The organism is Streptomyces sp. NPDC059247, from assembly GCF_042754005.1.
GTDB lineage: Bacteria > Actinomycetota > Actinomycetes > Streptomycetales > Streptomycetaceae > Streptomyces.
Genome location: NZ_JBHYZW010000036.1, coordinates 1 through 19,846, shown reverse-complemented (window position 1 = coordinate 19,846; position 19,846 = coordinate 1). Strand labels below are relative to the sequence as shown.

The 19,846-nt window shown below is 73.6% G+C and carries 20 protein-coding genes; 10 read left to right on the top strand and 10 right to left on the bottom strand.

Going from position 1 to position 19,846, the window contains the following annotated elements:
• Positions 1-106 precede the first annotated feature (106 nt).
• Complete coding sequence (locus ACFXGN_RS31640) at positions 107-2,407, top strand: protein kinase (protein WP_384865699.1); 2,301 nt, start codon at positions 107-109, stop codon at positions 2,405-2,407.
• 40 nt (positions 2,408-2,447) lie between these two features.
• Here the strand turns inward: ACFXGN_RS31640 and ACFXGN_RS31635 are convergent, their stop codons facing one another.
• Together ACFXGN_RS31635 and ACFXGN_RS31630 are read right to left on the bottom strand one after the other, a co-directional pair.
• The gene (locus ACFXGN_RS31635; protein WP_384865697.1) at positions 2,448-3,299 is read right to left on the bottom strand and encodes an ABC transporter permease; all 852 of its coding nucleotides are present in this window, start codon (positions 3,297-3,299) and stop codon (positions 2,448-2,450) included.
• Positions 3,296-4,327, bottom strand: coding sequence for an ATP-binding cassette domain-containing protein (locus tag ACFXGN_RS31630; protein WP_384865695.1), 1,032 nt, complete (start codon positions 4,325-4,327; stop codon positions 3,296-3,298). The genes ACFXGN_RS31635 and ACFXGN_RS31630 overlap by 4 nt, the downstream gene beginning before the upstream one ends.
• A gap of 241 nt (positions 4,328-4,568) precedes the next feature.
• Here ACFXGN_RS31630 and ACFXGN_RS31625 point away from each other — a divergent pair, with 241 nt between their 5' ends.
• The gene (locus ACFXGN_RS31625) at positions 4,569-5,126 is read left to right on the top strand and encodes a helix-turn-helix domain-containing protein (protein ID WP_384865693.1); all 558 of its coding nucleotides are present in this window, start codon (positions 4,569-4,571) and stop codon (positions 5,124-5,126) included.
• A 312-nt stretch (positions 5,127-5,438) separates the two neighbouring features.
• On the opposite strand, the gene ilvA is transcribed toward ACFXGN_RS31625, so the two are convergent.
• Positions 5,439-6,668: a threonine ammonia-lyase gene (gene ilvA / locus ACFXGN_RS31620; RefSeq protein ID WP_384865691.1), complete on the bottom strand. Its 1,230-nt coding sequence runs from the start codon at positions 6,666-6,668 to the stop codon at positions 5,439-5,441.
• A gap of 148 nt (positions 6,669-6,816) precedes the next feature.
• Here ilvA and ACFXGN_RS31615 point away from each other — a divergent pair, with 148 nt between their 5' ends.
• The 4 genes from ACFXGN_RS31615 (at position 6,817) to ACFXGN_RS31600 (ending at position 8,568) form a co-directional block, all read left to right on the top strand.
• On the top strand, positions 6,817-7,386 hold the full coding sequence (locus tag ACFXGN_RS31615; RefSeq protein ID WP_384865689.1) for a MarR family winged helix-turn-helix transcriptional regulator: 570 nt from the start codon (positions 6,817-6,819) through the stop codon (positions 7,384-7,386).
• Between the two features lie 31 nt (positions 7,387-7,417).
• The gene (locus tag ACFXGN_RS31610; RefSeq protein WP_384865687.1) at positions 7,418-7,939 is read left to right on the top strand and encodes a sigma factor-like helix-turn-helix DNA-binding protein; all 522 of its coding nucleotides are present in this window, start codon (positions 7,418-7,420) and stop codon (positions 7,937-7,939) included.
• A 99-nt stretch (positions 7,940-8,038) separates the two neighbouring features.
• Positions 8,039-8,284, top strand: coding sequence for a hypothetical protein (locus tag ACFXGN_RS31605; protein ID WP_384865685.1), 246 nt, complete (start codon positions 8,039-8,041; stop codon positions 8,282-8,284).
• A 92-nt stretch (positions 8,285-8,376) separates the two neighbouring features.
• Entirely contained in the window at positions 8,377-8,568 is a 192-nt protein-coding gene (locus ACFXGN_RS31600; protein WP_351791389.1) for a DUF1059 domain-containing protein, read from the top strand.
• A 196-nt stretch (positions 8,569-8,764) separates the two neighbouring features.
• Here the strand turns inward: ACFXGN_RS31600 and ACFXGN_RS31595 are convergent, their stop codons facing one another.
• Complete coding sequence (locus tag ACFXGN_RS31595) at positions 8,765-9,919, bottom strand: cystathionine gamma-synthase (RefSeq protein WP_384865683.1); 1,155 nt, start codon at positions 9,917-9,919, stop codon at positions 8,765-8,767.
• A gap of 72 nt (positions 9,920-9,991) precedes the next feature.
• Between ACFXGN_RS31595 and ACFXGN_RS31590 the strand changes: the two genes are divergently transcribed.
• Both ACFXGN_RS31590 and msrA read left to right on the top strand, forming a co-directional pair.
• Positions 9,992-11,098 (top strand): hypothetical protein, encoded by a 1,107-nt coding sequence (locus ACFXGN_RS31590; RefSeq protein WP_384865681.1) that lies wholly within the window; start codon positions 9,992-9,994, stop codon positions 11,096-11,098.
• Between the two features lie 109 nt (positions 11,099-11,207).
• The gene (msrA, locus tag ACFXGN_RS31585; protein WP_384865679.1) at positions 11,208-11,870 is read left to right on the top strand and encodes a peptide-methionine (S)-S-oxide reductase MsrA; all 663 of its coding nucleotides are present in this window, start codon (positions 11,208-11,210) and stop codon (positions 11,868-11,870) included.
• A gap of 22 nt (positions 11,871-11,892) precedes the next feature.
• On the opposite strand, the gene ACFXGN_RS31580 is transcribed toward msrA, so the two are convergent.
• A complete protein-coding gene (locus tag ACFXGN_RS31580; protein ID WP_384865677.1) occupies positions 11,893-12,252 on the bottom strand; it encodes a DUF1330 domain-containing protein in 360 nt (119 codons plus the stop codon).
• A 188-nt stretch (positions 12,253-12,440) separates the two neighbouring features.
• On the bottom strand, positions 12,441-13,493 hold the full coding sequence (locus ACFXGN_RS31575) for an NAD(P)-dependent alcohol dehydrogenase (RefSeq protein ID WP_384865676.1): 1,053 nt from the start codon (positions 13,491-13,493) through the stop codon (positions 12,441-12,443).
• Positions 13,494-13,622: 129 nt separating this feature from the next.
• Here ACFXGN_RS31575 and ACFXGN_RS31570 point away from each other — a divergent pair, with 129 nt between their 5' ends.
• A complete protein-coding gene (locus ACFXGN_RS31570; RefSeq protein ID WP_384865674.1) occupies positions 13,623-14,492 on the top strand; it encodes a helix-turn-helix domain-containing protein in 870 nt (289 codons plus the stop codon).
• 197 nt (positions 14,493-14,689) lie between these two features.
• Here ACFXGN_RS31570 and ACFXGN_RS31565 read toward each other — a convergent pair whose 3' ends face one another.
• Both ACFXGN_RS31565 and ACFXGN_RS31560 read right to left on the bottom strand, forming a co-directional pair.
• The gene (locus ACFXGN_RS31565; RefSeq protein ID WP_384865672.1) at positions 14,690-15,958 is read right to left on the bottom strand and encodes an Ig-like domain-containing protein; all 1,269 of its coding nucleotides are present in this window, start codon (positions 15,956-15,958) and stop codon (positions 14,690-14,692) included.
• Between the two features lie 205 nt (positions 15,959-16,163).
• On the bottom strand, positions 16,164-16,505 hold the full coding sequence (locus ACFXGN_RS31560) for a hypothetical protein (RefSeq protein WP_384865670.1): 342 nt from the start codon (positions 16,503-16,505) through the stop codon (positions 16,164-16,166).
• Positions 16,506-16,616: 111 nt separating this feature from the next.
• Here ACFXGN_RS31560 and ACFXGN_RS31555 point away from each other — a divergent pair, with 111 nt between their 5' ends.
• Positions 16,617-16,880 carry a hypothetical protein gene (locus ACFXGN_RS31555; RefSeq protein ID WP_384865668.1) on the top strand — a complete coding sequence of 88 codons (264 nt, stop codon included), beginning with the start codon at positions 16,617-16,619 and terminating at the stop codon, positions 16,878-16,880.
• 67 nt (positions 16,881-16,947) lie between these two features.
• Here ACFXGN_RS31555 and hutH read toward each other — a convergent pair whose 3' ends face one another.
• Together hutH and ACFXGN_RS31545 are read right to left on the bottom strand one after the other, a co-directional pair.
• Positions 16,948-18,492: a histidine ammonia-lyase gene (gene hutH / locus ACFXGN_RS31550; protein WP_384865713.1), complete on the bottom strand. Its 1,545-nt coding sequence runs from the start codon at positions 18,490-18,492 to the stop codon at positions 16,948-16,950.
• A gap of 280 nt (positions 18,493-18,772) precedes the next feature.
• Positions 18,773-19,690: an FAD-dependent oxidoreductase gene (locus ACFXGN_RS31545; RefSeq protein WP_384865666.1), complete on the bottom strand. Its 918-nt coding sequence runs from the start codon at positions 19,688-19,690 to the stop codon at positions 18,773-18,775.
• Positions 19,691-19,846: the final 156 nt, after the last annotated feature.

The following is a 19,846-nucleotide window of genomic DNA, read 5'->3' as shown; positions in this document are numbered from 1 at the left end:
CTTAGTCGATGTGGTCGGCGTAGTCGATGTAGTCGGCATGGTTCACGTAGGCGACGTGGTTCACGTGGTCCGCGTGGGCGACGTGGTTCACGAAAGGACCCCTGCGGTGCTGGAAGCCCTGCCCTCCGGGCGGCCCCCGATACTCGTCGGCCCCTACCGGCTGCTGGCCCGGCTCGGCGTGGGAGGCATGGGCGAGGTGCACCTCGCCTGCCGGGCGGACGCGCCGACGGCCGATCCGCACCGGATGGTCGCGGTGAAGACCGTGCGGCCCGATCTGGAGGTGGACGGGGACTTCAGGACCCGGTTCCGGCGGGAGATCGCGGCGGCGCGGACGGTGGACGGGCCGGGGGTGGCGCGGCTCGTGGACGCCGACGCGGACGCGGCCTCGCCGTGGCTGGCCACGGAGTACGTGCCGGGTCCCTCGCTCGCGGAGGCCGTCGCCCGGTCGGGTCCGCTGCCGGTCGCGGCGGTACGGGCGCTGGGCGCCGCGCTCGCCGGGGCCCTGGCGGGCGTGCACGGGGCGAAGGTGCTGCACCGGGACCTGAAACCGGCGAACGTGCTGCTGGGCGCGGCCGGGCCCCGGCTGATCGACTTCGGCATCGCGCAGGCCTTCGAGGCGACGGCGCTGACCTCGACGGGTCTGGTGGTGGGCTCGCCCGGTTTCATGTCGCCGGAGCACCTGGTGGGCAGCCGGGCCGTGGTGCCCGCGTCCGACGTGTTCTGTCTGGGCGCGGTCCTGGCGTTCGCGGCGACCGGCCGGGGGCCGTTCCACGACGACGAGATGGCGGCCGTGGTCTACCGGATCATCCGGGCCGACGCGGATCTCGACGGGGTGCCGGACGAGGTGCGCCCGCTGGTGGAGCGGTGTCTGCGGCTCGATCCGGCGGAGCGGCCCCCGGCGGCGGAGCTGGTGGGGCTGCTCGGCGGCGGGGCGGTTCCCGGGGTGTTCCCGTGGCCGGGCGGGGTGCTGTCGCTCCTCGCCGAGTACGGGGAGGCGGCGCGGCGGGCCGGGGAGGCGGCGGCGTCCGGCGCGGGCGTGGCGGACCTGCCGACGATCGCGCCGGTGGTGCCCTACTCCCCCACGGCCATGAACGGGCGGCCCCCGGTGGCCCCGGCGGCCCCGGTGGCGCGGCGGCGGCCGTGGGGCGCGCTCGTGGCGGGCGCGGTGGCGGTCGCGGTCCTCGTGACGGCCGGTGCGGTGCTGCTGGACAGGACCGGCGGGACCGGTGACGGGAGCGCCGGGCCGGGGGCGGACGGGAGCGCGGGGCCGAGCACGGGGCCGAGCGCGTCGGCGTCGGGGAGCGCGGCTCCCCGGGTGCTGAGCCGGGTCGTCCTGCCGTACGGGGCGGCCGGCCGCACCCAGGACTTCGGCGCGGGGGCGGTGGACCGGGCGCAGCGCCCGGCCGAGTGGTCGCCGTGGACGACGCGGACGCCGTGGCCGGTCGGCGCGTGCGCGGTCGCCCCGGCGGTGCTGGTGTGCGCGGGCTCGGGCGGTTCGGCGGTGGGGCTGCGGGCCTCCGACGGCGAGCAGCTGTGGACGGTGCCGGGGCGCCGGGACACCTCGCCGGTCGGTCCGCAGTACCCGGCGGTGGCCGGTGACGCCGTGTATCTGACGGACGAGGACGGCGTCGCCGCGTACGGGCTCGCGGACGGCCGGGCGCGCGGCCGGATCCCGGTGCCGGACGGCGCCTGGGCCGTGAAGAGCACGGACCTGGCGGACGGCGTCCTGTACTCGGCGTACTTCGACGCCCGGGAGAACGGCGACGGGCTGGTGACGGCGGTACGGCTCAAGGACCGCGAGGTGCTGTGGCGGGCTCCGGTCGACGGGGTGCCGGAGCAGCTCGTGGCGGGCGGGGGCCGGGTCCTCGTACCGCTGGGCCCGGGGCGGACCGTCGCCCTGGACGCCGGGACGGGCCGGGAGGCGGCGCGGGCCGCGCGGGGGTGCGGCGCGGTCACGCTGCACACGGGGAGCGGCAGCGTGCTGTGCACCGGGGCCGGGGACCGTTCGCTCTCGGTGCTCGACGCCCGGACGCTGGCGTTCCGTCGGACGCTGACGGCGGACGCCTCGGCGCCGCCCGCCGTGAGCGCGGACGGTCGGGTGGCCGTGTTCGACGGGCGGCGGCGGCTCGTCACGTACGACATCGTGACGGGCCGGGAGCGGTGGCGGGTGGAGAGCGGGGCGGACCGGGCGTACTTCGCGGGCGACCGGCTCCTCGCGGTGAGCAGCGACAGGGTGACGTCGTACCCGGCCGCCGGACCGGACGGCCGGGACGACTACGAGAGTTACGAGCCGGACCTCCCGGACGGTGTCCCGTCGCAGGACTTCTCGGCGCAGCTGATCGCCACGGGCGGGGCCGCGTTCCTCGCCTTCCCCGGGGGGCTCGTCGTCTCCGGGTATCTGCCCTGAGGGCCCCCGGGGTCCGCGGACGCGTCCCCCGGGGCGGGGATCAGGCCGTCGCCGAGCGGTACTTGTGCACCGCGAGGGTCCGGAAGACCACCAGGATGATCAGCGAGAAGAGGATCGACGCCCACACCGGGTGCCGCATCGGCCAGGCGTCGGAGACGACGACCCCCGGATTGCCGAAGAGCTCGCGGCAGGCCTGGACGGTCGCGCTGAACGGGTTCCACTCGGCGATGTGCCGGATCCAGGGGGTCATCCCCTCCGTCGGTACGAAGGCGTTGGAGATGAACGTGACCGGGAAGAGCCAGATCAGACCGCCGGAGGTGGCCGCCTCCGGGGTGCGCACCGACAGGCCGATCAGCGCGCCGATCCACGAGAAGGCGTAGCCGAGGAGGAGCAGCAGCCCGAACGCGCCGATCGCCTTGGGGATGCCCTCGTGGACGCGCCAGCCGACGAGGAGGGCGACCACCGCGAGGACGACCAGGGTCAGCGCGGTCTGCACCAGGTCCGCCAGGGTCCGGCCGGTGAGGACCGCGCCCCGGGCCATCGGCAGCGAACGGAACCGGTCGATCAGGCCCTTGTGCATGTCGTCCGCGATGCCCGCGCCCGCGCCCGCCGTGGCGAACGTGACGGTCTGCGCGAAGATGCCCGCCATGAGGAACTCGCGGTACGCCTGCGGGCTCGTACTGCCGTCGACGACCAGCGAGCCGCCGAAGACGTAGCTGAACAGCACCACGAACATGACGGGCTGGATGAGCCCGAAGATGACCATCTCGGGGATGCGGGTCATCCGGATCAGATTGCGCCGGGCGATGACCAGGGAATCCGCGACGGACTGGACGACACCGCCGCGCGGTCTGGGGGCGAGCGGCACCACCGCTTCGGTCCTGGTGGTCACGTGGCCGTCTCCTTCGTGTGCCTGCGGCCTCGGCCGCCCTGCTCCGCCGCCCCGCCGTCGTCCTCCTCCGCGTCCTCGGCCGCGTGGCCGGTGAGCGAGATGAAGACGTCGTCGAGGGTGGGGCGGCGCAGCCCGATGTCGTCGATCTCGACCCCGACCGCGTCCAGGTCGCGGATGACCTCGGCGAGCAGCTTGGCGCCGCCCGCGACGGGGACGGTGAGCCTGCGGGTGTGCTCCTCCACGGAGACCTCGCCGTGGCCGAGCCCCGCGACGCCGTAGCGGGCGAGGACGGCCCTGGCGTCGGTGATCATTCCCGGGGTGTGCACGACGACCTCGACGCGCTCGCCGCCCGTCCGTGCCTTGAGCTGGTCGGAGGTGCCGCGTGCGATGACCTTGCCGTGGTCCACCACGCAGATGTCGTGGGCGAGGTGGTCGGCCTCCTCCAGGTACTGGGTGGTGAGCAGCAGGGTGGTGCCGCCCGCGACGAGTTCCTTGATGACCTCCCACAGGGCCTGCCGGTTGCGGGGGTCGAGCCCGGTGGTCGGCTCGTCCATGAACATGACCGGCGGGGAGACGACGAGGGCGGCGGCGAGGTCGAGGCGGCGGCGCATCCCGCCGGAGTACGTCTTGGCGGGCCGGTCGGCGGCGTCCGCGAGGCCGAACCGTTCCAGCAGTTCTCCGGCCCTCCGCTTCGCCGCCTTCCCGCTCATCTGGTAGAGCTGGCCGACCATCCGCAGGTTCTCGCGGCCGGTGAGGTACTCGTCGACGGCGGCGAACTGGCCGGAGAGACCGATCGAGCGGCGGACTTCGTTGGGGTGCTTGAGTACGTCGATCCCGGCCACGAAGGCCGTGCCCCGGTCGGGGCGGAGGAGGGTGGTCAGGACGCGCACGGCGGTGGTCTTCCCCGCGCCGTTCGGTCCCAGCATTCCCAGGACGGTGCCCTCGGGTACGTCGAGGTCCACTCCGTCCAGGGCTCGTACGTCACCGAAGGTCTTGACCAGACCCTCGGCGTAGATCGCGCCTGGCATGGGGGTCTCCCAGGGGGATGCGGGCGTTACCCGTCGATCGTAGGTTTCCCGGGGCTCCTCCGCCCAGTGAATATGTGATCCGCGCCACATGATCTTGTCGGGGCGGGCGGGACGGGAGGGACGCGCCCGGGACGGCGGCGGGACGGGGCGGCGGACCGTTGGCCGGACGTTGGCGGGCCGTTGATACCGCGCGGAAGACTGGAGTCCTGGCACGGAGCACCACGGAACGGGGGAACCGTAGATGACGGTCGGAACGCACCACACGCACCACACGCACGGCACGCACGGCATGGGGATCACGGGGGTCGCGGGGGTCACGGGAGCGGACGAGCGCGGTGGGGCGTGCCCCGGCTGCGAGGGGTGCGGGGCGACGCCCTGGACCGAACTCGCCGCCGAGATGCGCCGGATCAAGGGCGACGCGGAGCTGAGCTACGGCCAGCTCGCGCAGCGCACCCACTACAGCCGCTCCTCGTGGGAGCGGTTCCTCAACCAGAAGCAGTTGCCGACCCGGATCGCGGTCGAGCAGTTCGCGGCGGCGGCGGGGCAGGACCCGCGCCCGCTGCTGATCCGCCTCGAACTCTCCCTCGCGTACGAGACGGCCGCGCGGGCGGGCGGCGGACGGGCGGACGGCCCACCGGGCGCCGACCGGGCCGCGCCGCACGTCCACTCCGCACGTCCCGACGGTCGCGGCGACCTCGTCCCGCCGCTCCAGCCCCTCGGTCTGGTGGCGGTCGGCGCCCTGGTCGGCGGCCTGGTGACCCTGCTGGCCCGCGCGGCCCGGTCCCGCCGCCAGGGCTGAGCGGGGAGAAGGGGAGAAAGGCGGGGAGAGCGGGAAGGACGAGGAGCCGGGGGCGGGCCGCGCCCCTGCCCCCGGCTCGGGCTTCGTGCGGGCCGCGCCCGCCGAACCCGGCCGCGTACGGTCGGCGCGCGCCCGGCCCCGTAGCCGCTGTGCCATGGCGGCCCCGACCCCGGCCCGTGCGGTCGGCGGGGTGTCCGGATCCGTACGGTCGGCGCGGCGCCCGGCCCCGTCCCGTACCGCCGGTGCCGTGGCGGCCCCGGCCCCGGCCCCCACCGTCGGCGCGGGGTTCCGTGCCGTACCGGCGGCGGGGTGTCAGCCCAGGATCGTGTAGCCCGCGTCCCGCAGGGCGTCCTCCACCGCGCGGCAGTGCTCCGGACCCTTCGTCTCCAGGTGCAGCTCCACCTCCGCCTCGGTCAGGCCGAGCCGGGGGTCGGTGCGGACATGGCTGACGTCCAGGACGTTCGCGTCGACGACCGTGAGGACCGCGAGCAGGGTCGCGAGGGCGCCCGGCCGGTCCGTCACCCGCAGCCGCAGGCTCAGGTACCGGCCACCCGCGGCCATCCCGTGCCGCAGGACGCGCTGGAGCAGCAGCGGGTCGACGTTCCCGCCGGAGAGCACCGCGACCACCGGCCCGCGGAACGACGCCGGGTCGCTGAGCAGCGCCGCGACCGGGCTGGCGCCCGCCGGTTCGACGAGCAGTTTGGCCCGTTCCAGACAGAGCAGCAGCGCCGAGGACAGCGCGTCCTCGGAGACCGTTCGGACCTCGTCGACGTACTCCTGGACCAGGGCGAACGGCACGTCGCCCGGCCGCCCCACCTTGATCCCGTCCGCCATCGTCACCGGCGACTCGACGGCCACCGGATGCCCGGCGGCCAGCGACGGCGGATAGGCGGCGGCGCCCTCCGCCTGCACGCCGATCACCTTCACGTCCGGGCGCAGCGACTTCACCGCGAGCCCGATCCCGGCCGCGAGACCGCCGCCGCCCATGCCGACGACGACGGTCCGCACCTCCGGGCACTGCTCCAGGATCTCCAGGCCGACCGTGCCCTGTCCGACGATGACGTCGGGGTGGTCGAAGGGGTGGATGAAGACGGCGCCGGTCTCCCGCGCGTACGCCTCCGCCGCCGCGAGCGTCTCGTCGACGACGTGCCCGTGCAGCCGGACGTCGGCGCCGTACTCCCGGGTCGCGGCGACCTTCGGCAGCGGGGCGCCGACCGGCATGAAGACGGTGGCGCGCACCCCCAGCAGCCGGGAGGCGAGGGCCACGCCCTGCGCGTGGTTGCCCGCCGAGGCGGCGACGACCCCGGCCGCCCGCTCCTCGGGGCGCAGCCCGGCGATCCGCACGTACGCGCCGCGCAGTTTGAAGGAGCCGGTGCGCTGGAGGTTCTCGCACTTGAGCTGTACGGGGGCGCCCACCAGCGACGACAGATGACGGCTGCCCTCCATCGCCGTCACCCGGGCGACCCCGGACAGCATCTTCTGCGCCCCGCGCACATCGTCCAGCATCAGCCGGTGCAAGGGGTCTCGCCCACGGAAGCTCATGACACCAAGTCTCGCAGCTCACGGCCCTGCCGACCGCCCGTGAGGCAGGGCCTCCGACGGGTTTGCGCAGCGCAGGTACGGACCTCCCCGAAGCCACGTACTGTGTCCCCCACCACCGACCGTCCCCGCACGAGAGAGACCCACGGCCATGCCCACATCTCAGGACATGACGACCGCGCTCGACTCCGGTCTCCTCGACGCCCTCCAGCACCAGGTGGCCGTCTTCGCGCGCCGCGCCGAGCAGACCAGGCTCGGCGGCACGGGCCAGCTCCGCAACTCGATGGACCGGGCCGCGTACCTCCTCCTCAACCGCCTCGACCAGGAAGGCCCGATGGGGGTGAAGGCGCTCGCGGCGGGCATGGGCATCGACTCGTCCACGGTCACCCGGCAGGTCGCCCCGCTCGTCGACACGGGTCTGGTGAAGCGGACCTCGCACCCGGAGGACGGGCGGGCGGTCGTGCTCCAGTTGTCGGCGCGCGGCCTCGCGCGCCTCGACGAGGTGCGCGCCTCGCGCCGTCAGCTGATGGTGGAGGTCACCGAGGGCTGGACGGCGGAGGAACGCACCTCCTTCTGCACGCTGCTGACGCGGTTCAACACCGCCCTGTCCGCCCGGCAGTCGGCCGCCGCCGCTCATCCGGGCCTTCCGACGGCGGAGACGTCGGAGTCCGCGAACGGTTCGGCGGACGGCACCGGCGGAGAGTCCGCGCCGACCTCTTGACCCCGCCCCCGCGCTGCCCTCAGATGAGGAGGTGCGAGCGCGACGGAGCGGACGGAATACCGAACGCGCCTTCCGCACCCGGGAGTTCGACGCCTTCGTCGCCGGGGCGGCGGGCCGGCTGCTGCACGCCGCGACCCTGCTGACCGCCGAGACCCGGGGCCGCAACCCGTACGCCCAGGCCCTTCTGACGGCCTCGCTGGCACACACGTACGCGGTGTGGGGGCGGTCGCGCGACGAGGACCCGTACGAGCTGACGCGGCGCGAGCTCGCCGCCCGCTTCGCGCGCACCGCGTGGCGGCACCACGGCGGGCGGGGCGTCCTCGCCGCGCTGCACCCGCAGGAACGGCTCGTGGTCGTCCTCCGGCTGCACGAGGGGGTCGCCGAGGAGCAGCTCGCGGCCCTGCTCGGGGTGCCCGAGGCGAGGGTCAGGGCCGTCTGCGCCCGCGCGGTCGCCGCGCTCAGGACCGCCGATGCCCGGGACCCGGCCCCGGACCCGGTCCCGGCGGACGGCCGGGCGACCGGTGACGGCCCGGCGGGCAGGGCCGCCGCGTGAGCCGCGACCACGTGACCGGGAGGGCCGCCGCGTGAGCCGTCACGACCTGCCGGGGGGCCGTCGCGTGACCTGTCACGACCTGCCGGGGAGGGCCGCCGCGTGAGCCGTCACGAGGACCGGGAGGCGGCCGTCCGGCGTCTCCTCGACACCCCGTACCCGCCGGTCCCCGGCGACCTCGCCCGGCGGGCGGCGGAGCGCGGCGCGCGCAGGCTGCGGCTGGCCCTGCGGGTCCGCCGGGTGCTCTGGGTCCTCGCGGTGGCCGCCGTGACCGTCTTCGCGCTGTGGGCGTCGGCGGCCCGCCCGTGGGAGGCACCGCCGGAGACGACGCCCTCGCTGGAGGGGTGAGGGGCGGGCCGGGACCGCACGACGGCGCCGGGCCCAGGTCCTACGCTGGAAGGGACGGCACCCTTTCCGGTGCCGAGGAGGCAGAGGCCGTCATGACCAGGAAAGTCGCCGACTGCCGCAGCACCCCGAGCGTCATGGGCTGCACCCTCACCCTCGCCGGTGAGGAGGAGGAAGTGGTGCGGGCCGCGTCGGAGCACGCGGTCTCCGTCCACGGCCACGAGGACACCCCCGAACTGCGGGCCGAGGTCCGCGCCTCGCTGGAGGACGAGAAGGCCCCCGCCTGAGGAGCCCGGACGCGCGCCGCTGAGTGGGTCCCGCCGAAGAGGCCCCGCGAAGGGCCCTCCGTAGGAACCCGCCCGGCGGCTCCGTGCCGACCGGGCCGTCCGCTCCCGGGCCCGCCGCCGTCGGCAGGGCCCGGGAGGGACGGCCCGGGAGAGACGGTCCGGGAGGGACGGTCCGGGAGGGACGGTCCCGGACGCTCTAGCCCAGCGCCTGCCGCAGGTCCGCGAGCAGGTCGTCGATGTTCTCGATGCCCACCGAGACGCGGACGAGGTCGGCCGGGACCTCCAGGGCGGAGCCCGCGACGCTCGCGTGGGTCATCCGGCCCGGGTGCTCGATCAGCGACTCCACACCGCCCAGCGACTCGCCCAGGGTGAACAGCCGGGCCCGGTTGCAGACCTCCACGGCCGCCTCCTCGCCGCCCGCCACCCGGAACGAGACCATGCCGCCGAAGGACCGCATCTGCTTGGCCGCGACCTCGTGCCCGGGGTGCTCCGGCAGCCCCGGGTAGAGGACCTGGACGACCTTCGGGTGCTGGGTCAGCATCTCGACGATCTTCCCGGCGTTCTCGCTGTGCCGGTCCATGCGGACCGCGAGGGTCTTGATGCCGCGCAGCACGATCCAGGAGTCGAAGGGCCCGGCGACCGCGCCCATCGCGTTCTGGTGGTACGCCAGTTCCTCGCCGAGCGCCTCGTCGGCGGTGACCAGCGCGCCGCCCACCACGTCGGAGTGGCCACCCATGTACTTGGTCAGCGAGTGGACCACGACGTCCGCGCCCAGCGCCAGCGGCTGCTGGAGGTACGGCGAGGCGAAGGTGTTGTCGACGACCAGCTTCACCCCGGCCTGCCGGGCCACGCCCGCGACCGCCTCGATGTCGGTGATGCCGAGGAGCGGGTTCGAGGGGGTCTCGACCCAGATCAGCTTCGTACGGTCGTTGACCGCGCCCCGCACGGACGCGATGTCGGAGGTGTCCGCCACGGAGAAGTCGACGCCCCAGCGCTGGACGACCTTCGCGAACAGCCGGAAGGTGCCGCCGTAGGCGTCGTTCGGGATGACCACGTGGTCGCCGGGCGCGAGGAGCGTACGGAGCAGGCAGTCCTCGGCGGCCAGACCGGACGCGAAGGCCAGGCCGCGCCGCCCGCCCTCCAGGGCCGCCAGGTTCTCCTCCAGGGCGGTACGGGTCGGGTTGGCGCTGCGGCTGTACTCGTAACCGCCGCGCAGCCCGCCCACGCCGTCCTGCTTGTACGTGGACACCTGGTAGATGGGCGGGACGACCGCGCCGGTCAGCGGGTCGGCGGTGTTGCCCGCGTGGATCGCGCGGGTCTCGAAGCTCTGGTGGGAGTGCTGGTCGCTCATGGGTCAGGAGCGTAGTGCCGTCCGGGGCCCGCCGCCGCGTTCGTCTCATCGGGTGTCCTGGACAATGGACACATGGAGATTCTCTGGTTCCTGATCGCGCTGGGGCTGCTGTTCGGCGTCCTCGGCCCCTTCCTGCTGCGCGGCCGGGCCGGGAGGATCCGTCAGGTCGCGCCCGGCACCCTGGACGCGGCGGACCCGGACGCGTACGGGTTCGCCCGCCAGGAGGAGCTGGACGTACGGCTCCCGGGCACGGACGACGACCTCCTGCACGTGCTCGACGTCGTCCAGGCGACCCAGGACTGGCGGGCCGCCTCGCGGCTGCTCGCCGAGACCCCGAAGGAGGGCGAGGTCCGCTGGCAGCGCGTCCAGGCCTTCGCGGGCGCCGCGTCCCTGGAGCTCCAGGAGCGGCCGGGCGTCGGCGGGGCGTGGCTGCGGGCCTGGCGGGCGGACGCCCCGAAGGACGCGGGCGGCGCGGCCGTGCACGCCGAGTTCCTGGTGCAGCAGGCGTGGCGGTCCTCGTCGGCGGGCACGGACGACTTCCGGATCATCCTGGAGGAGGCCCGGAAGGTCTCCGAGGAGGCCGCGCTGCTCGCGCCCGGCGACCCCGTCCCGTACATCACCCAGCTCGCGGTGGCCCGTGGCCTCGGCTACGGCCACGAGCAGTTCGACCAGGTGTGGGCGAAGGTCATCGACCGGGCGCCGCAGCACATGGGGGCGCATCTGGCGGCCCTGCACTACTGGTGTGCGAAGTGGCACGGTTCGCGCGAGGAGGCCGACCACTTCGCGACGACGGCCGCGGCGCGCGCGCCCCGGGGCTCGCTGCTCGCGGCGCTGCCGCTGTTCGCGGTGCACGAGCACGTGCCGGACATGGTGCTCGTACAGGACTTCTTCCGTACGGCGGTGGTGTCGAAGGCGATGGACGGCGCGCTGTACGCGGTGCACTCGGCGCGCCCCGACGACCCGATGCTGGCGCACGTGCGGCACCTGCTCGTCTACTTCCTGGTGCGCGGGGAGCGCTGGGCGGAGGCCATGCACCAGCTGGTGCGGGTGGACGGGCACGTGGGCGCGGTGCCGTGGACGCTGTCCGCGGACCCGGCGGCGGAGTACACGCTCTTCCGGAACCTGGCGGTGGCGGGCTACGAGGCGAACGGCGGCACCCCGGCGACGCTGTCGCGCTGAGGCCGGGAAGGGCCGGGAGGAGCCGGGAGGAGCCGGGAAGGGCCGGGAGGGGAATCCCTCCCGGCCCTTCCTTGTTGTACGACTGCCGACCGTCGAGGAGAGATGCAGCATGTTCCTGTCCCGCACCCCCGTCCTCCCCACCCCCGAGCAGGCACTGCGCGGTCGCGCGGAGCCGGAGTTCGCCGTGCCCGAGCGGCACACCGTCCTCGGCAACCCGCTGGTCGGCCCGTATCCGGCCGGCCTGGAGGTCGCCGACTTCGCGCTCGGCTGCTTCTGGGGCGCCGAGCGCAAGTTCTGGCAGACCGAAGGCGTCTGGACGACCCTGGTGGGGTACCAGGGCGGTCACACGCCGAACCCGGCGTACGAGGAGGTCTGCTCGGGCCTGACCGGGCACACCGAGGTCGTCCGGGTCGTCTTCGACCCGTCGAAGGTCTCGTACGAGAGCCTCCTGAAGCTGTTCTGGGAGTCCCACGACCCGACGCAGGGCTTCCGCCAGGGCAATGACGTGGGCACCCAGTACCGCTCGGCGGTCTACACCCACACCCCGGCCCAGGCGGCGGCGGCCGAGGCGTCCCGCGCGACCTACCAGAAGGTCCTGACGGGCTCCGGCCACGGCACGATCAGCACGGAGATCCTCCCGGCCACGGACCGCCCCTTCTACCCCGCTGAAGGTCATCACCAGCAGTACCTGGACAAGAACCCGGCGGGTTACTGCGGCATCGGCGGGACGGGCGTCTCGTGCCCGATCGGGGTGGCCCCCGCCGGAGACTGACGGCCGCCTCCCGGAGCCGTGCTCAGGCCGTGTCGTGCGCTGACGCGGCCCGCAGGGTGCGGGCCGTGTCCGCCGGGTCGTAGCCCTCGGGGACCCCGTCGATCAGGAGGACGTCGCCCTTCATGTGCCGGGTGCGCAGGGGTATCAGCGCCCGGTACGGCTCGGAGTCGTACCAGGCGCGGGCGTTCTCGTACGTCGGGAAGGCGATGATCACGCAGGCGCCAGGCCAGCTCCCCTCGGGGACCTCGCGGGCGGGCGCGCCGTGGACCAGGAAGCGCCCGCCGAAGGGGTCCAGGGTGCTCTGGACGCGCTCCATGTAGACGAGGACCTCCTCGTGCGGGGAGGGCTTCGGGTGCAGGTTTCCGATGGCGTATGCGGTCATGGGGACAGCGTGTCCGAGCGGGCCTCCGGCGTCGATTACTCCGGAGGTCATGCCCGGCCCGTGCCCCGGCCGCCCCGCGCCCCGCCCCGCCCGGCCCGCGACCCGTCTGCCCCGTGCCCCTTCCGGCCCGGGTCCCGGTCGCACCCGGCCCGGGTCCCGGTCGGGCGCCGGGGGCGGATCGTCGAGGGTCAGATCGTCGAGGCGTCGATCACGAAGCGGTAGCGGACGTCGCTCGCTATGACCCGCTCGTACGCCTCGTTGATCCGGTCCGCGTCGATCACCTCGATCTCCGCGCCCAGGCCGTGCTCGGCGCAGAAGTCCAGCATCTCCTGGGTCTCCGCGATGCCGCCGATCATCGAGCCCGCCAGCGTCTTGCGCCCGCCGATCAGGGAGAAGAGGCCGATCTCGACCGGCTCCTCGGGGGCGCCCACGTTCACCAGGGCGCCGTCCGTCCGTACCAGGCCCAGGTACGCGTCGAAGTCCAGCGGCGCGGAGACCGTGGAGATCACCAGGTCGAAGGTGCCCGCCAGGTCCGTGAAGGTCCGGGGGTCGCTGGTCGCGCGGAAGTCGTCGGCGCCCAGCTTCAGGCCGTCCTCCCGCTTGCGGAGCGACTGGCTGAGGACGGTCACCTCGGCGCCGAGCGCGTGGGCGATCCTGACACCCATGTGGCCGAGGCCGCCGAGCCCGACGATGGCGACCTTCTTGCCGGGGCCCGCCTTCCAGTGGGCGAGCGGCGAGTAGAGGGTGATGCCCGCGCAGAGCAGCGGCGCCGCCTCGGCGAGGCCGATGCCCTCGGGGATGCGCAGGGTGTAGTTCTCGTCGACGACGATGTGGCTGGAGTAGCCGCCGTAGGTCGGTTCGCCGTTCTTGTCCAGGGAGTTGTACGTGCCCGTCCCGCCCTGGACGCAGTACTGCTCCAGGCCCTGGCGGCAGTACGCGCACTCCCGGCAGGAGTCGACGAAGCAGCCGACGCCGACCCGGTCGCCGACCCGGAAACGGGTGACGCCGGGGCCGGTCTCCGTGACGATCCCGGCGATCTCGTGGCCGGGGACCATCGGGAAGATGCCCTCGCCCCAGCCGTCGCGGGCCTGGTGGATGTCGGAGTGGCAGATGCCCGTGTACTTGATCTCGATGAGGACGTCGTGCGCGCCGACGGCCCGGCGCGGCACGGTGGTGCGCTCCAGGGGAGCGTGGGCGGCGGGGGCTGCGTACGCGGCGACGGTGGTCGCGTTCGTGGTCATGCAGGTCAGCGTGCCGCAGGCGCGGACGGGTACCCAGCCCCCTGTCCTGCCTACGACCGCCGTGCCTACCACTGGCAGGGACAGGAACGGGCATCCGTCCACGGGAACGGCCTGGGATAATCGGGACGCATGGATCTCAGTGCCGAACTCAGCGAATTCCTGCGCTCGCGCCGGGCCCGGCTGAAGCCGGAGGACGTGGGGCTGCCGGAGTTCGGGCGGCACCGGCGGGTGCCGGGGCTGCGCCGGGAGGAGCTGGCGCAGCTGGCGGGCGTCTCCGTCGCGTACTACACCCGGCTGGAACAGGGCAACGGGCGCAATGTGTCCATGGAGGTCCTGGACGCCATCGCGCGGGCGCTGCGGCTGAGCGAGACGGAGCGCGCGCATCTGACGCATCTGGCGAAGCCGACGGCGAAGAAGAGGCAGCACCGGGCGGCCGTCGCCCGTCCCCAGCAGGTGCGACCCGGTCTCCAGCACCTGCTGGACTCGATGGAGGGCGTCCCGGCGTTCGTCGGGGGACGGCGGCTCGACGTGCTGGCCTGGAACCGGATGGCACGGGCGCTGCTCGGTGACTTCTCGGCGATGGAGCCGGGTGAGCGCAACGTGGCCCGGATGGTCTTCCTCGGGGACCACGCGCGCGATCTGTACGTGGACTGGGAGTGCAAGGCGACCGAGGTGGTGAGCGTGCTGCGGCTGTACGCGGGCTGCTACCCGGACGATCCGGCGCTCCTGGCGCTGGTCGGCGAACTGTCGGTGCGCAGCGAGGAGTTCCGTTCCCTGTGGGCGGCGCACACCGTGGCGGACAAGGGGCACGGGACGAAGCGTCTGCGGCATCCGCTGGTGGGCGAGATGACGCTGTCGTACGAGAGCCTGAGGGTGGCGGGCGCGGACCCGGACCTGGTGCTCGTGACGTACCACGCGGAGCCGGGCAGCCCGTCGGCGGACGCGCTGCGGCTGCTCGCGCAGTGGGGCGTGGACGAGCCGGTGGACGTACGGGAGTAGGGACGCGGCCCTCGCGGGGGCGGGGCCGTCCGGACTCGGGGCCGTACCGGACTCAGGGCCAGGCGGGAGCGGGTACGGCGTCCGACGGCGGGTGCGGCGGGTGCGGCGGGTGCGGCGGGTGCGGGGAACGGGAACGGGGACGCGAACGGCCCCCTCCCGGTGCGGGAGGGGGCCGTTCGCGGGTGGCTCGTGGAGGATCAGGCCTCCGAGCCGGCCTTCCAGGCCGACCAGTCCATGTTCCAGCCGTTGAGGCCGTTGTCGGGGGCGATCGTCTTGTCCTTGGAGTTCTTGACGATCACGACGTCACCGACGATCGAGTTGTTGAAGAACCAGGCGCCCTGCTGGTTGGGGTCGTTCGCGCCCTTGGCGTCGGCGAGGCCCACGCAGCCGTGGCTGGTGTTGGCGCTGCCGAAGATCGAGCGGGCGCCCCAGTAGTTGCCGTGGATGAAGGTGCCGGACGTGGACAGGCGCATGGCGTGCGGCACGTCCTTGATGTCGTACTCGCCCTTGCCGTCGGAGTCGGTGAAGCCGACGGTGGCGCCGTTCATCCGGGTCTCCTTGAACTTCTCGGAGATCACCATCTGACCGTTGTACGTGGTGTTCTCCGGGGAGCCCGCGGAGATCGGGATGGTCTTGACCGTCTTGCCGTCCTGCTTGACGGTCATCATCTTCGTGGCGACGTCGACGGTCGAGACCTGGTTGCGGCCGATCTTGAAGGTGACCGTCTTCTGCTGGACGCCGAAGACGCCGGGGGCGCCCTCGACCCCGTCCAGGGCCAGCTTCAGGGTGACCGTCGAGCCCTCGGCCCAGTAGTCGTCGGGGCGGAAGTCGATGCGCTGGGAGTTGAACCAGTGCCCGACGACCTCCTGGCCGGAGCTGGAGGAGACGGTGATGCCGCCCTGGACGGTCTTCTTGTCCTTGATCGCCTTGTTGAAGTTGATCGAGACGGGCATCCCGACGCCGACCGTCGAACCGTCCTCGGGCGTGAAGTTGCCGATGAAGCTGTTCGCCTTGGAGACGGTGGTGAACGAGGAGTTCTCGTGGGCCTCCAGGCCCGTCGCGTCGGTGGCGGTCGCCGCGATCTTGTAGACCGTGGCCCGCTCCAGCTGGCCGGACGGCTTCCAGCTCAGTCCGTCGGCCGCTATCTCGCCCTTGACGGCCTCGCCCTCGGCGGAGGTCATGGTGACCTCGGTGAGCTTGCCCTCGGCGACCGTGACCTTGGCGTCGTTGTTGATCGAGGCGTTCTGCACGCCGTTCTTCGGCGAGATGGTGATCTGCGCCTTGGACGTCTTCTGCGCCGCGGCCTCGTCGACCTGTGCCTGTGACTCCGGCGTCTTGGAGCCGGAGGCGCCCGCGCCCTTGTCCCCGTCGCTACATGCAGAGAGCACCAGCACGCCGCTGAGCACCGCGGCCGCGGCGGCCAGACCCCTGCGGCGCTTGCCGTCCGTCATCACACGCTTCTCCATCGTCGCCGGTTCCCTAGCCAACATCCTGCAAGAACCCCATGACACCCCGTCCGGTTCCGGGAGGGGGGCGTTTGTGGGGAACACCACTGACCGACACGCTCGGGCGGGCCGTCCGGTTCCACCGGTCCGGGCAGCTCCCGGGCCCGCTCGCACGACGGGCCCCGGGACGCCGTCCCGGGGCCCGTGAACAGGGCGGATGCCCGTCCTACGACCGGTCGTCGTCGTCTTCCTCCGCCCCATCTTCCTCGCCGAGGTCCCACTCCAGCGCATCGGGGTCGTACTCGATCTCCTCACTGCTCCAGGAGGCCTGGACCATCTCGATCCCGGGGACGTCCCGGATCAGGTCGAAGGGCTCGACGAGGTAGGCGAGGGCCTCGGCCCCGTCCTCCCGGGCGGCGGCCCTGGCCTGCACCCGCTCCTCCTCGGGCATGAACTCGTCGCCGGCGATCCGGGCCTCGGCGGCCTCGGTCAGTTCGGCCGGGCCGTCGATCTCCAGGACCACATCGACGCGAAGACGGACATAGCGTGGTGACTCAGAAGTGCTCATGGGTCGGAGCGTAGGCGCCCGGGGGGCCTCGGGTTTCCCGCGACCCGCTGTGTTCATTAGCATCGGCACACCGACCAATTCGCGGTTTCCGCAAGGGGGATCGAAATTTCCGTGTCCGCCGCCCGCCGCCCACTGCTGACCGCGACCGCCGCGGGGACGTTGCTGTGCGCCCTGTGGTTCATACCGTCCGCGAACGCCGACGACGAGGGGGGCGGCGCGCGGACCGGGGTGGTCCAGGAGGACCCGGGACCGGACGGGTTCGCGGAGAGCGGCCCCTGGGGCACCGTCCCGTATCTGCTCGGCGGCACGGCGTTCCTGGGCGTCGGCGCGGCGTCCGTGACCCTCGCGATGCGCCGCAGGGGCCGCGCTTCCTGACGGGCCGACGCACGAGGGCCCCGCACCGGCTGGTTCCGGTGCGGGGCCCTCGTACGTCGGGCGCGGGTCAGGCCAGCGGGCCGGTGACCGGCTCGACGGCGGCGAGCAGCGCGCCCTCCCGGACGAAGGTGTCGGCGGCGGCCAGGTCGGGGGCGAGGAAGCGGTCCGGGCCGGGGCCCTCGACTCCGGCGGCGCGCAGGGCGGCGATGGCCGCCCGGGTGGCGGGGGCGGGGGCCAGGCCCTTGCGGAGTTCGACGCCCCGGGTGGCCGCGTACAGCTCGACCGCGATGATCCGGTTCAGGTTGCCGATCGCGGTGCGCAGCTTGCGGGCGGCGGACCAGCCCATGGAGACGTGGTCCTCCTGCATGGCGGAGGACGGGATGGAGTCGGCGGAGGCCGGGACGGCGAGCCGCTTCATCTCGCTGACCAGGGCGGCCTGCGTGTACTGGGCGATCATCAGGCCCGAGTCGACTCCGGCGTCGTCGGCGAGGAAGGGCGGCAGGCCGTGCGAGCGGTTCTTGTCGAGGAGCCGGTCGGTGCGGCGCTCGGCGATGGAGCCGAGGTCGGCGGCGGCGATGGCGAGGAAGTCGAGGACGTACGCGACGGGGGCGCCGTGGAAGTTGCCGTTGGAGCGGACCTGGCCGTCGGGCAGGACGACGGGGTTGTCGACGGCGGCGGCGAGTTCGCGTTCGGCGACGAGCCGGGCGTGGGCCAGGGTGTCGCGGCCCGCTCCGGCGACCTGCGGGGCGCAGCGCACCGAGTAGGCGTCCTGGACGCGGGGGGCTTCGCCCGCCTGGGCGTGGCCGGTGAGCTCGGAGCCCTTGAGGACGGCGAGCATGTTGGCGGCGGAGGCGGCCTGGCCGGGGTGCGGGCGGATGGCGTGCAGTTCGGGTTCGAGGACCTTCTCGGTGCCGAGGAGGGCTTCGAGGGAGAAGGCGGCGGTGATGTCGGCCGACTTGTAGAGGACGTCGAGGTCGGCGAGGGCCATGACCAGCATCCCGAGCATTCCGTCGGTGCCGTTGAGGAGGGCGAGGCCTTCCTTCTCCTTGAGCTCGACGGGGGTGATGCCGTGGGCGGCGAGCAGTTCACCGGCGGGGCGGACGGTGCCGTCGGGGCCTTCGGCGTCGCCCTCGCCCATCAGCGCGAGGGCGCAGTGGGAGAGCGGGGCGAGGTCGCCGGAGCAGCCGAGGGAGCCGTACTCGTGGACCACGGGGGTGATCCCGGCGTTGAGGACGTCGGCCATGGTCCGCGCGACCTCGGGGCGTACGCCGGTGCGGCCGGAGGCGACGGTCTTCAGCCGGAGGAACATCAGGGCGCGCACGACCTCGCGCTCGACGTGGGGGCCCATGCCCGCGGCGTGCGAGCGGACGATGTTCCGCTGGAGCTGGGCGCGGAGTTCCTGGCCGATGTGCCGGGTGGCGAGCGCGCCGAAGCCGGTGGAGACGCCGTAGACGGGCTCAGGCTTGGCCGCGAGCGCGTCGACGACGGCGCGGGAGGCGGCGAGGGCCGCCACCGCCTCGGCCGACAGCTCGACGCGGGCACCGTGGCGGGCGACGTCGACGACGTCCTGCGGGGTCGTGCCGGACGTGCCGAGGACCACGACTGTCTGCATATCCATATTCAGCACCCTACGGATTGAAGACCAAGCTGTCACTAGGCGAATGTAACCGGCTCGCAAGGCAATGGACCCATACCGGTACGACAGCGCGGAGAGGCTTCCCCGGCACCCGCGCGGGTCCGCCGGAAGCAGTGGCGGCGGCATGTCGCGCACGGACAGGAGGGCGCGGCGGACCGACCCGCCGGAACCTCACGATAACGGGCACGACGCCCTCGGCCCCGGCCCGACGCTCCCCGCCCCCGGACTTGTGCGAACAGGATCCCCCTCGGCGTCCTCAGCCGCCGACAGGCATGTCCCGTACCGCGTAATAGACGCGCAGCGCGGCCTCGCCGCCCGACCCCAGGGCGGTCATGATCCGCTGGAAGCGGGCGGAACGGAGGTCACCGGCCACGATGACGCGGGGGTGCTGGTCGGCCGGCGGGCAGTATCCGTCCACGCCTCGGACGAGGTCGCCGGAGGGGGCGGTGGGCGCGTTCCCGATGTTGAGATGGGCGGCATCCGCCGTGACCGTACGACGTCCGCCGTCCCGACCCACCGCTTCGGCGGTCACCGCCGTCCCCCCGGAGGGGAGGACGGTCACGTGATCGGCGGGCAGCAGGGTGACCCGGGGGTCCTCACGGATCTCTTCGATCTTGTACGCGTCGGCCGCCGGGTACACCACGAGCAGGCGGGTGCCGGTGTCCGGGTGGGCGCGCAGGAAGGTGCCGATGGGACGGTCGCCGCCGAGGACGAGAAGCGTACGGCCTGCGGCGGCGTCAGCGTGGGCCCGCCAGAGCGGGGGCAGGGCCAGGCCGTCGGGGGCGGTGATCCAGGAGACGTCACGGGGCTGGAGGGGGCCGACGCCGGTGGCGACGACGGCGTACGGAGCGGTGAGACGGGCGCCGGTGTCGACCGTGACGGTCACGCGGACCTCGTCGGCGCGGAGCTCCGTGACGCGCCGCCCGAGTGCGAGGCGGCACAGTTCCGTACTCTTCAGCTCCGCGGTGACGGCGTCGGCGAGTTCGGGGCCGCTGGTGTGCCCGCCGAGGACGTTGTTCAGGGCCGGGATGCGGTAGAGGTTGCGGCACAGCGCGTCCGGCTCGATCAGGATCGAGCGCATCCCGACACCGGCGGCCATGCGGGCGGCGGCACAGCCCGCCGGGCCACCACCGATGACGATCAGGTCGGTGTCGTACGTCGTATCGGCGGCCATCGCACTATTCCAGCACCGAAGCTCCGGCGTACGCGGCGAGATGCTCCATCACATCGCCCGCGGTGACGAGTTGGCCGGTTCCGATCAGACGGCGGGCGACGAGGAGTCCGGCGTCGTGGACGTCGGGTCCGGCGTCGCTGGCACAGGCGTCGGTGA

Bases quoted from the DNA above. Each gene is read 5' to 3' on its own strand.
- ACFXGN_RS31630 (WP_384865695.1), bottom strand. From the start codon at position 4,327: ATGCCAGGCGCGATCTACGCCGAGGGTCTGGTCAAGACCTTCGGTGAC.
- ACFXGN_RS31625 (WP_384865693.1), top strand. From the start codon at position 4,569: ATGACGGTCGGAACGCACCACACGCACCACACGCACGGCACGCACGGC.
- ilvA (WP_384865691.1), bottom strand. From the start codon at position 6,668: ATGAGCTTCCGTGGGCGAGACCCCTTGCACCGGCTGATGCTGGACGAT.
- ACFXGN_RS31615 (WP_384865689.1), top strand. From the start codon at position 6,817: ATGCCCACATCTCAGGACATGACGACCGCGCTCGACTCCGGTCTCCTC.
- ACFXGN_RS31600 (WP_351791389.1), top strand. From the start codon at position 8,377: ATGACCAGGAAAGTCGCCGACTGCCGCAGCACCCCGAGCGTCATGGGC.
- ACFXGN_RS31595 (WP_384865683.1), bottom strand. From the start codon at position 9,919: ATGAGCGACCAGCACTCCCACCAGAGCTTCGAGACCCGCGCGATCCAC.
- ACFXGN_RS31590 (WP_384865681.1), top strand. From the start codon at position 9,992: ATGGAGATTCTCTGGTTCCTGATCGCGCTGGGGCTGCTGTTCGGCGTC.
- msrA (WP_384865679.1), top strand. From the start codon at position 11,208: ATGTTCCTGTCCCGCACCCCCGTCCTCCCCACCCCCGAGCAGGCACTG.
- ACFXGN_RS31580 (WP_384865677.1), bottom strand. From the start codon at position 12,252: ATGACCGCATACGCCATCGGAAACCTGCACCCGAAGCCCTCCCCGCAC.
- ACFXGN_RS31575 (WP_384865676.1), bottom strand. From the start codon at position 13,493: ATGACCACGAACGCGACCACCGTCGCCGCGTACGCAGCCCCCGCCGCC.
- ACFXGN_RS31570 (WP_384865674.1), top strand. From the start codon at position 13,623: ATGGATCTCAGTGCCGAACTCAGCGAATTCCTGCGCTCGCGCCGGGCC.
- ACFXGN_RS31565 (WP_384865672.1), bottom strand. From the start codon at position 15,958: ATGGAGAAGCGTGTGATGACGGACGGCAAGCGCCGCAGGGGTCTGGCC.
- ACFXGN_RS31560 (WP_384865670.1), bottom strand. From the start codon at position 16,505: ATGAGCACTTCTGAGTCACCACGCTATGTCCGTCTTCGCGTCGATGTG.
- hutH (WP_384865713.1), bottom strand. From the start codon at position 18,492: ATGCAGACAGTCGTGGTCCTCGGCACGTCCGGCACGACCCCGCAGGAC.
- ACFXGN_RS31545 (WP_384865666.1), bottom strand. From the start codon at position 19,690: ATGGCCGCCGATACGACGTACGACACCGACCTGATCGTCATCGGTGGT.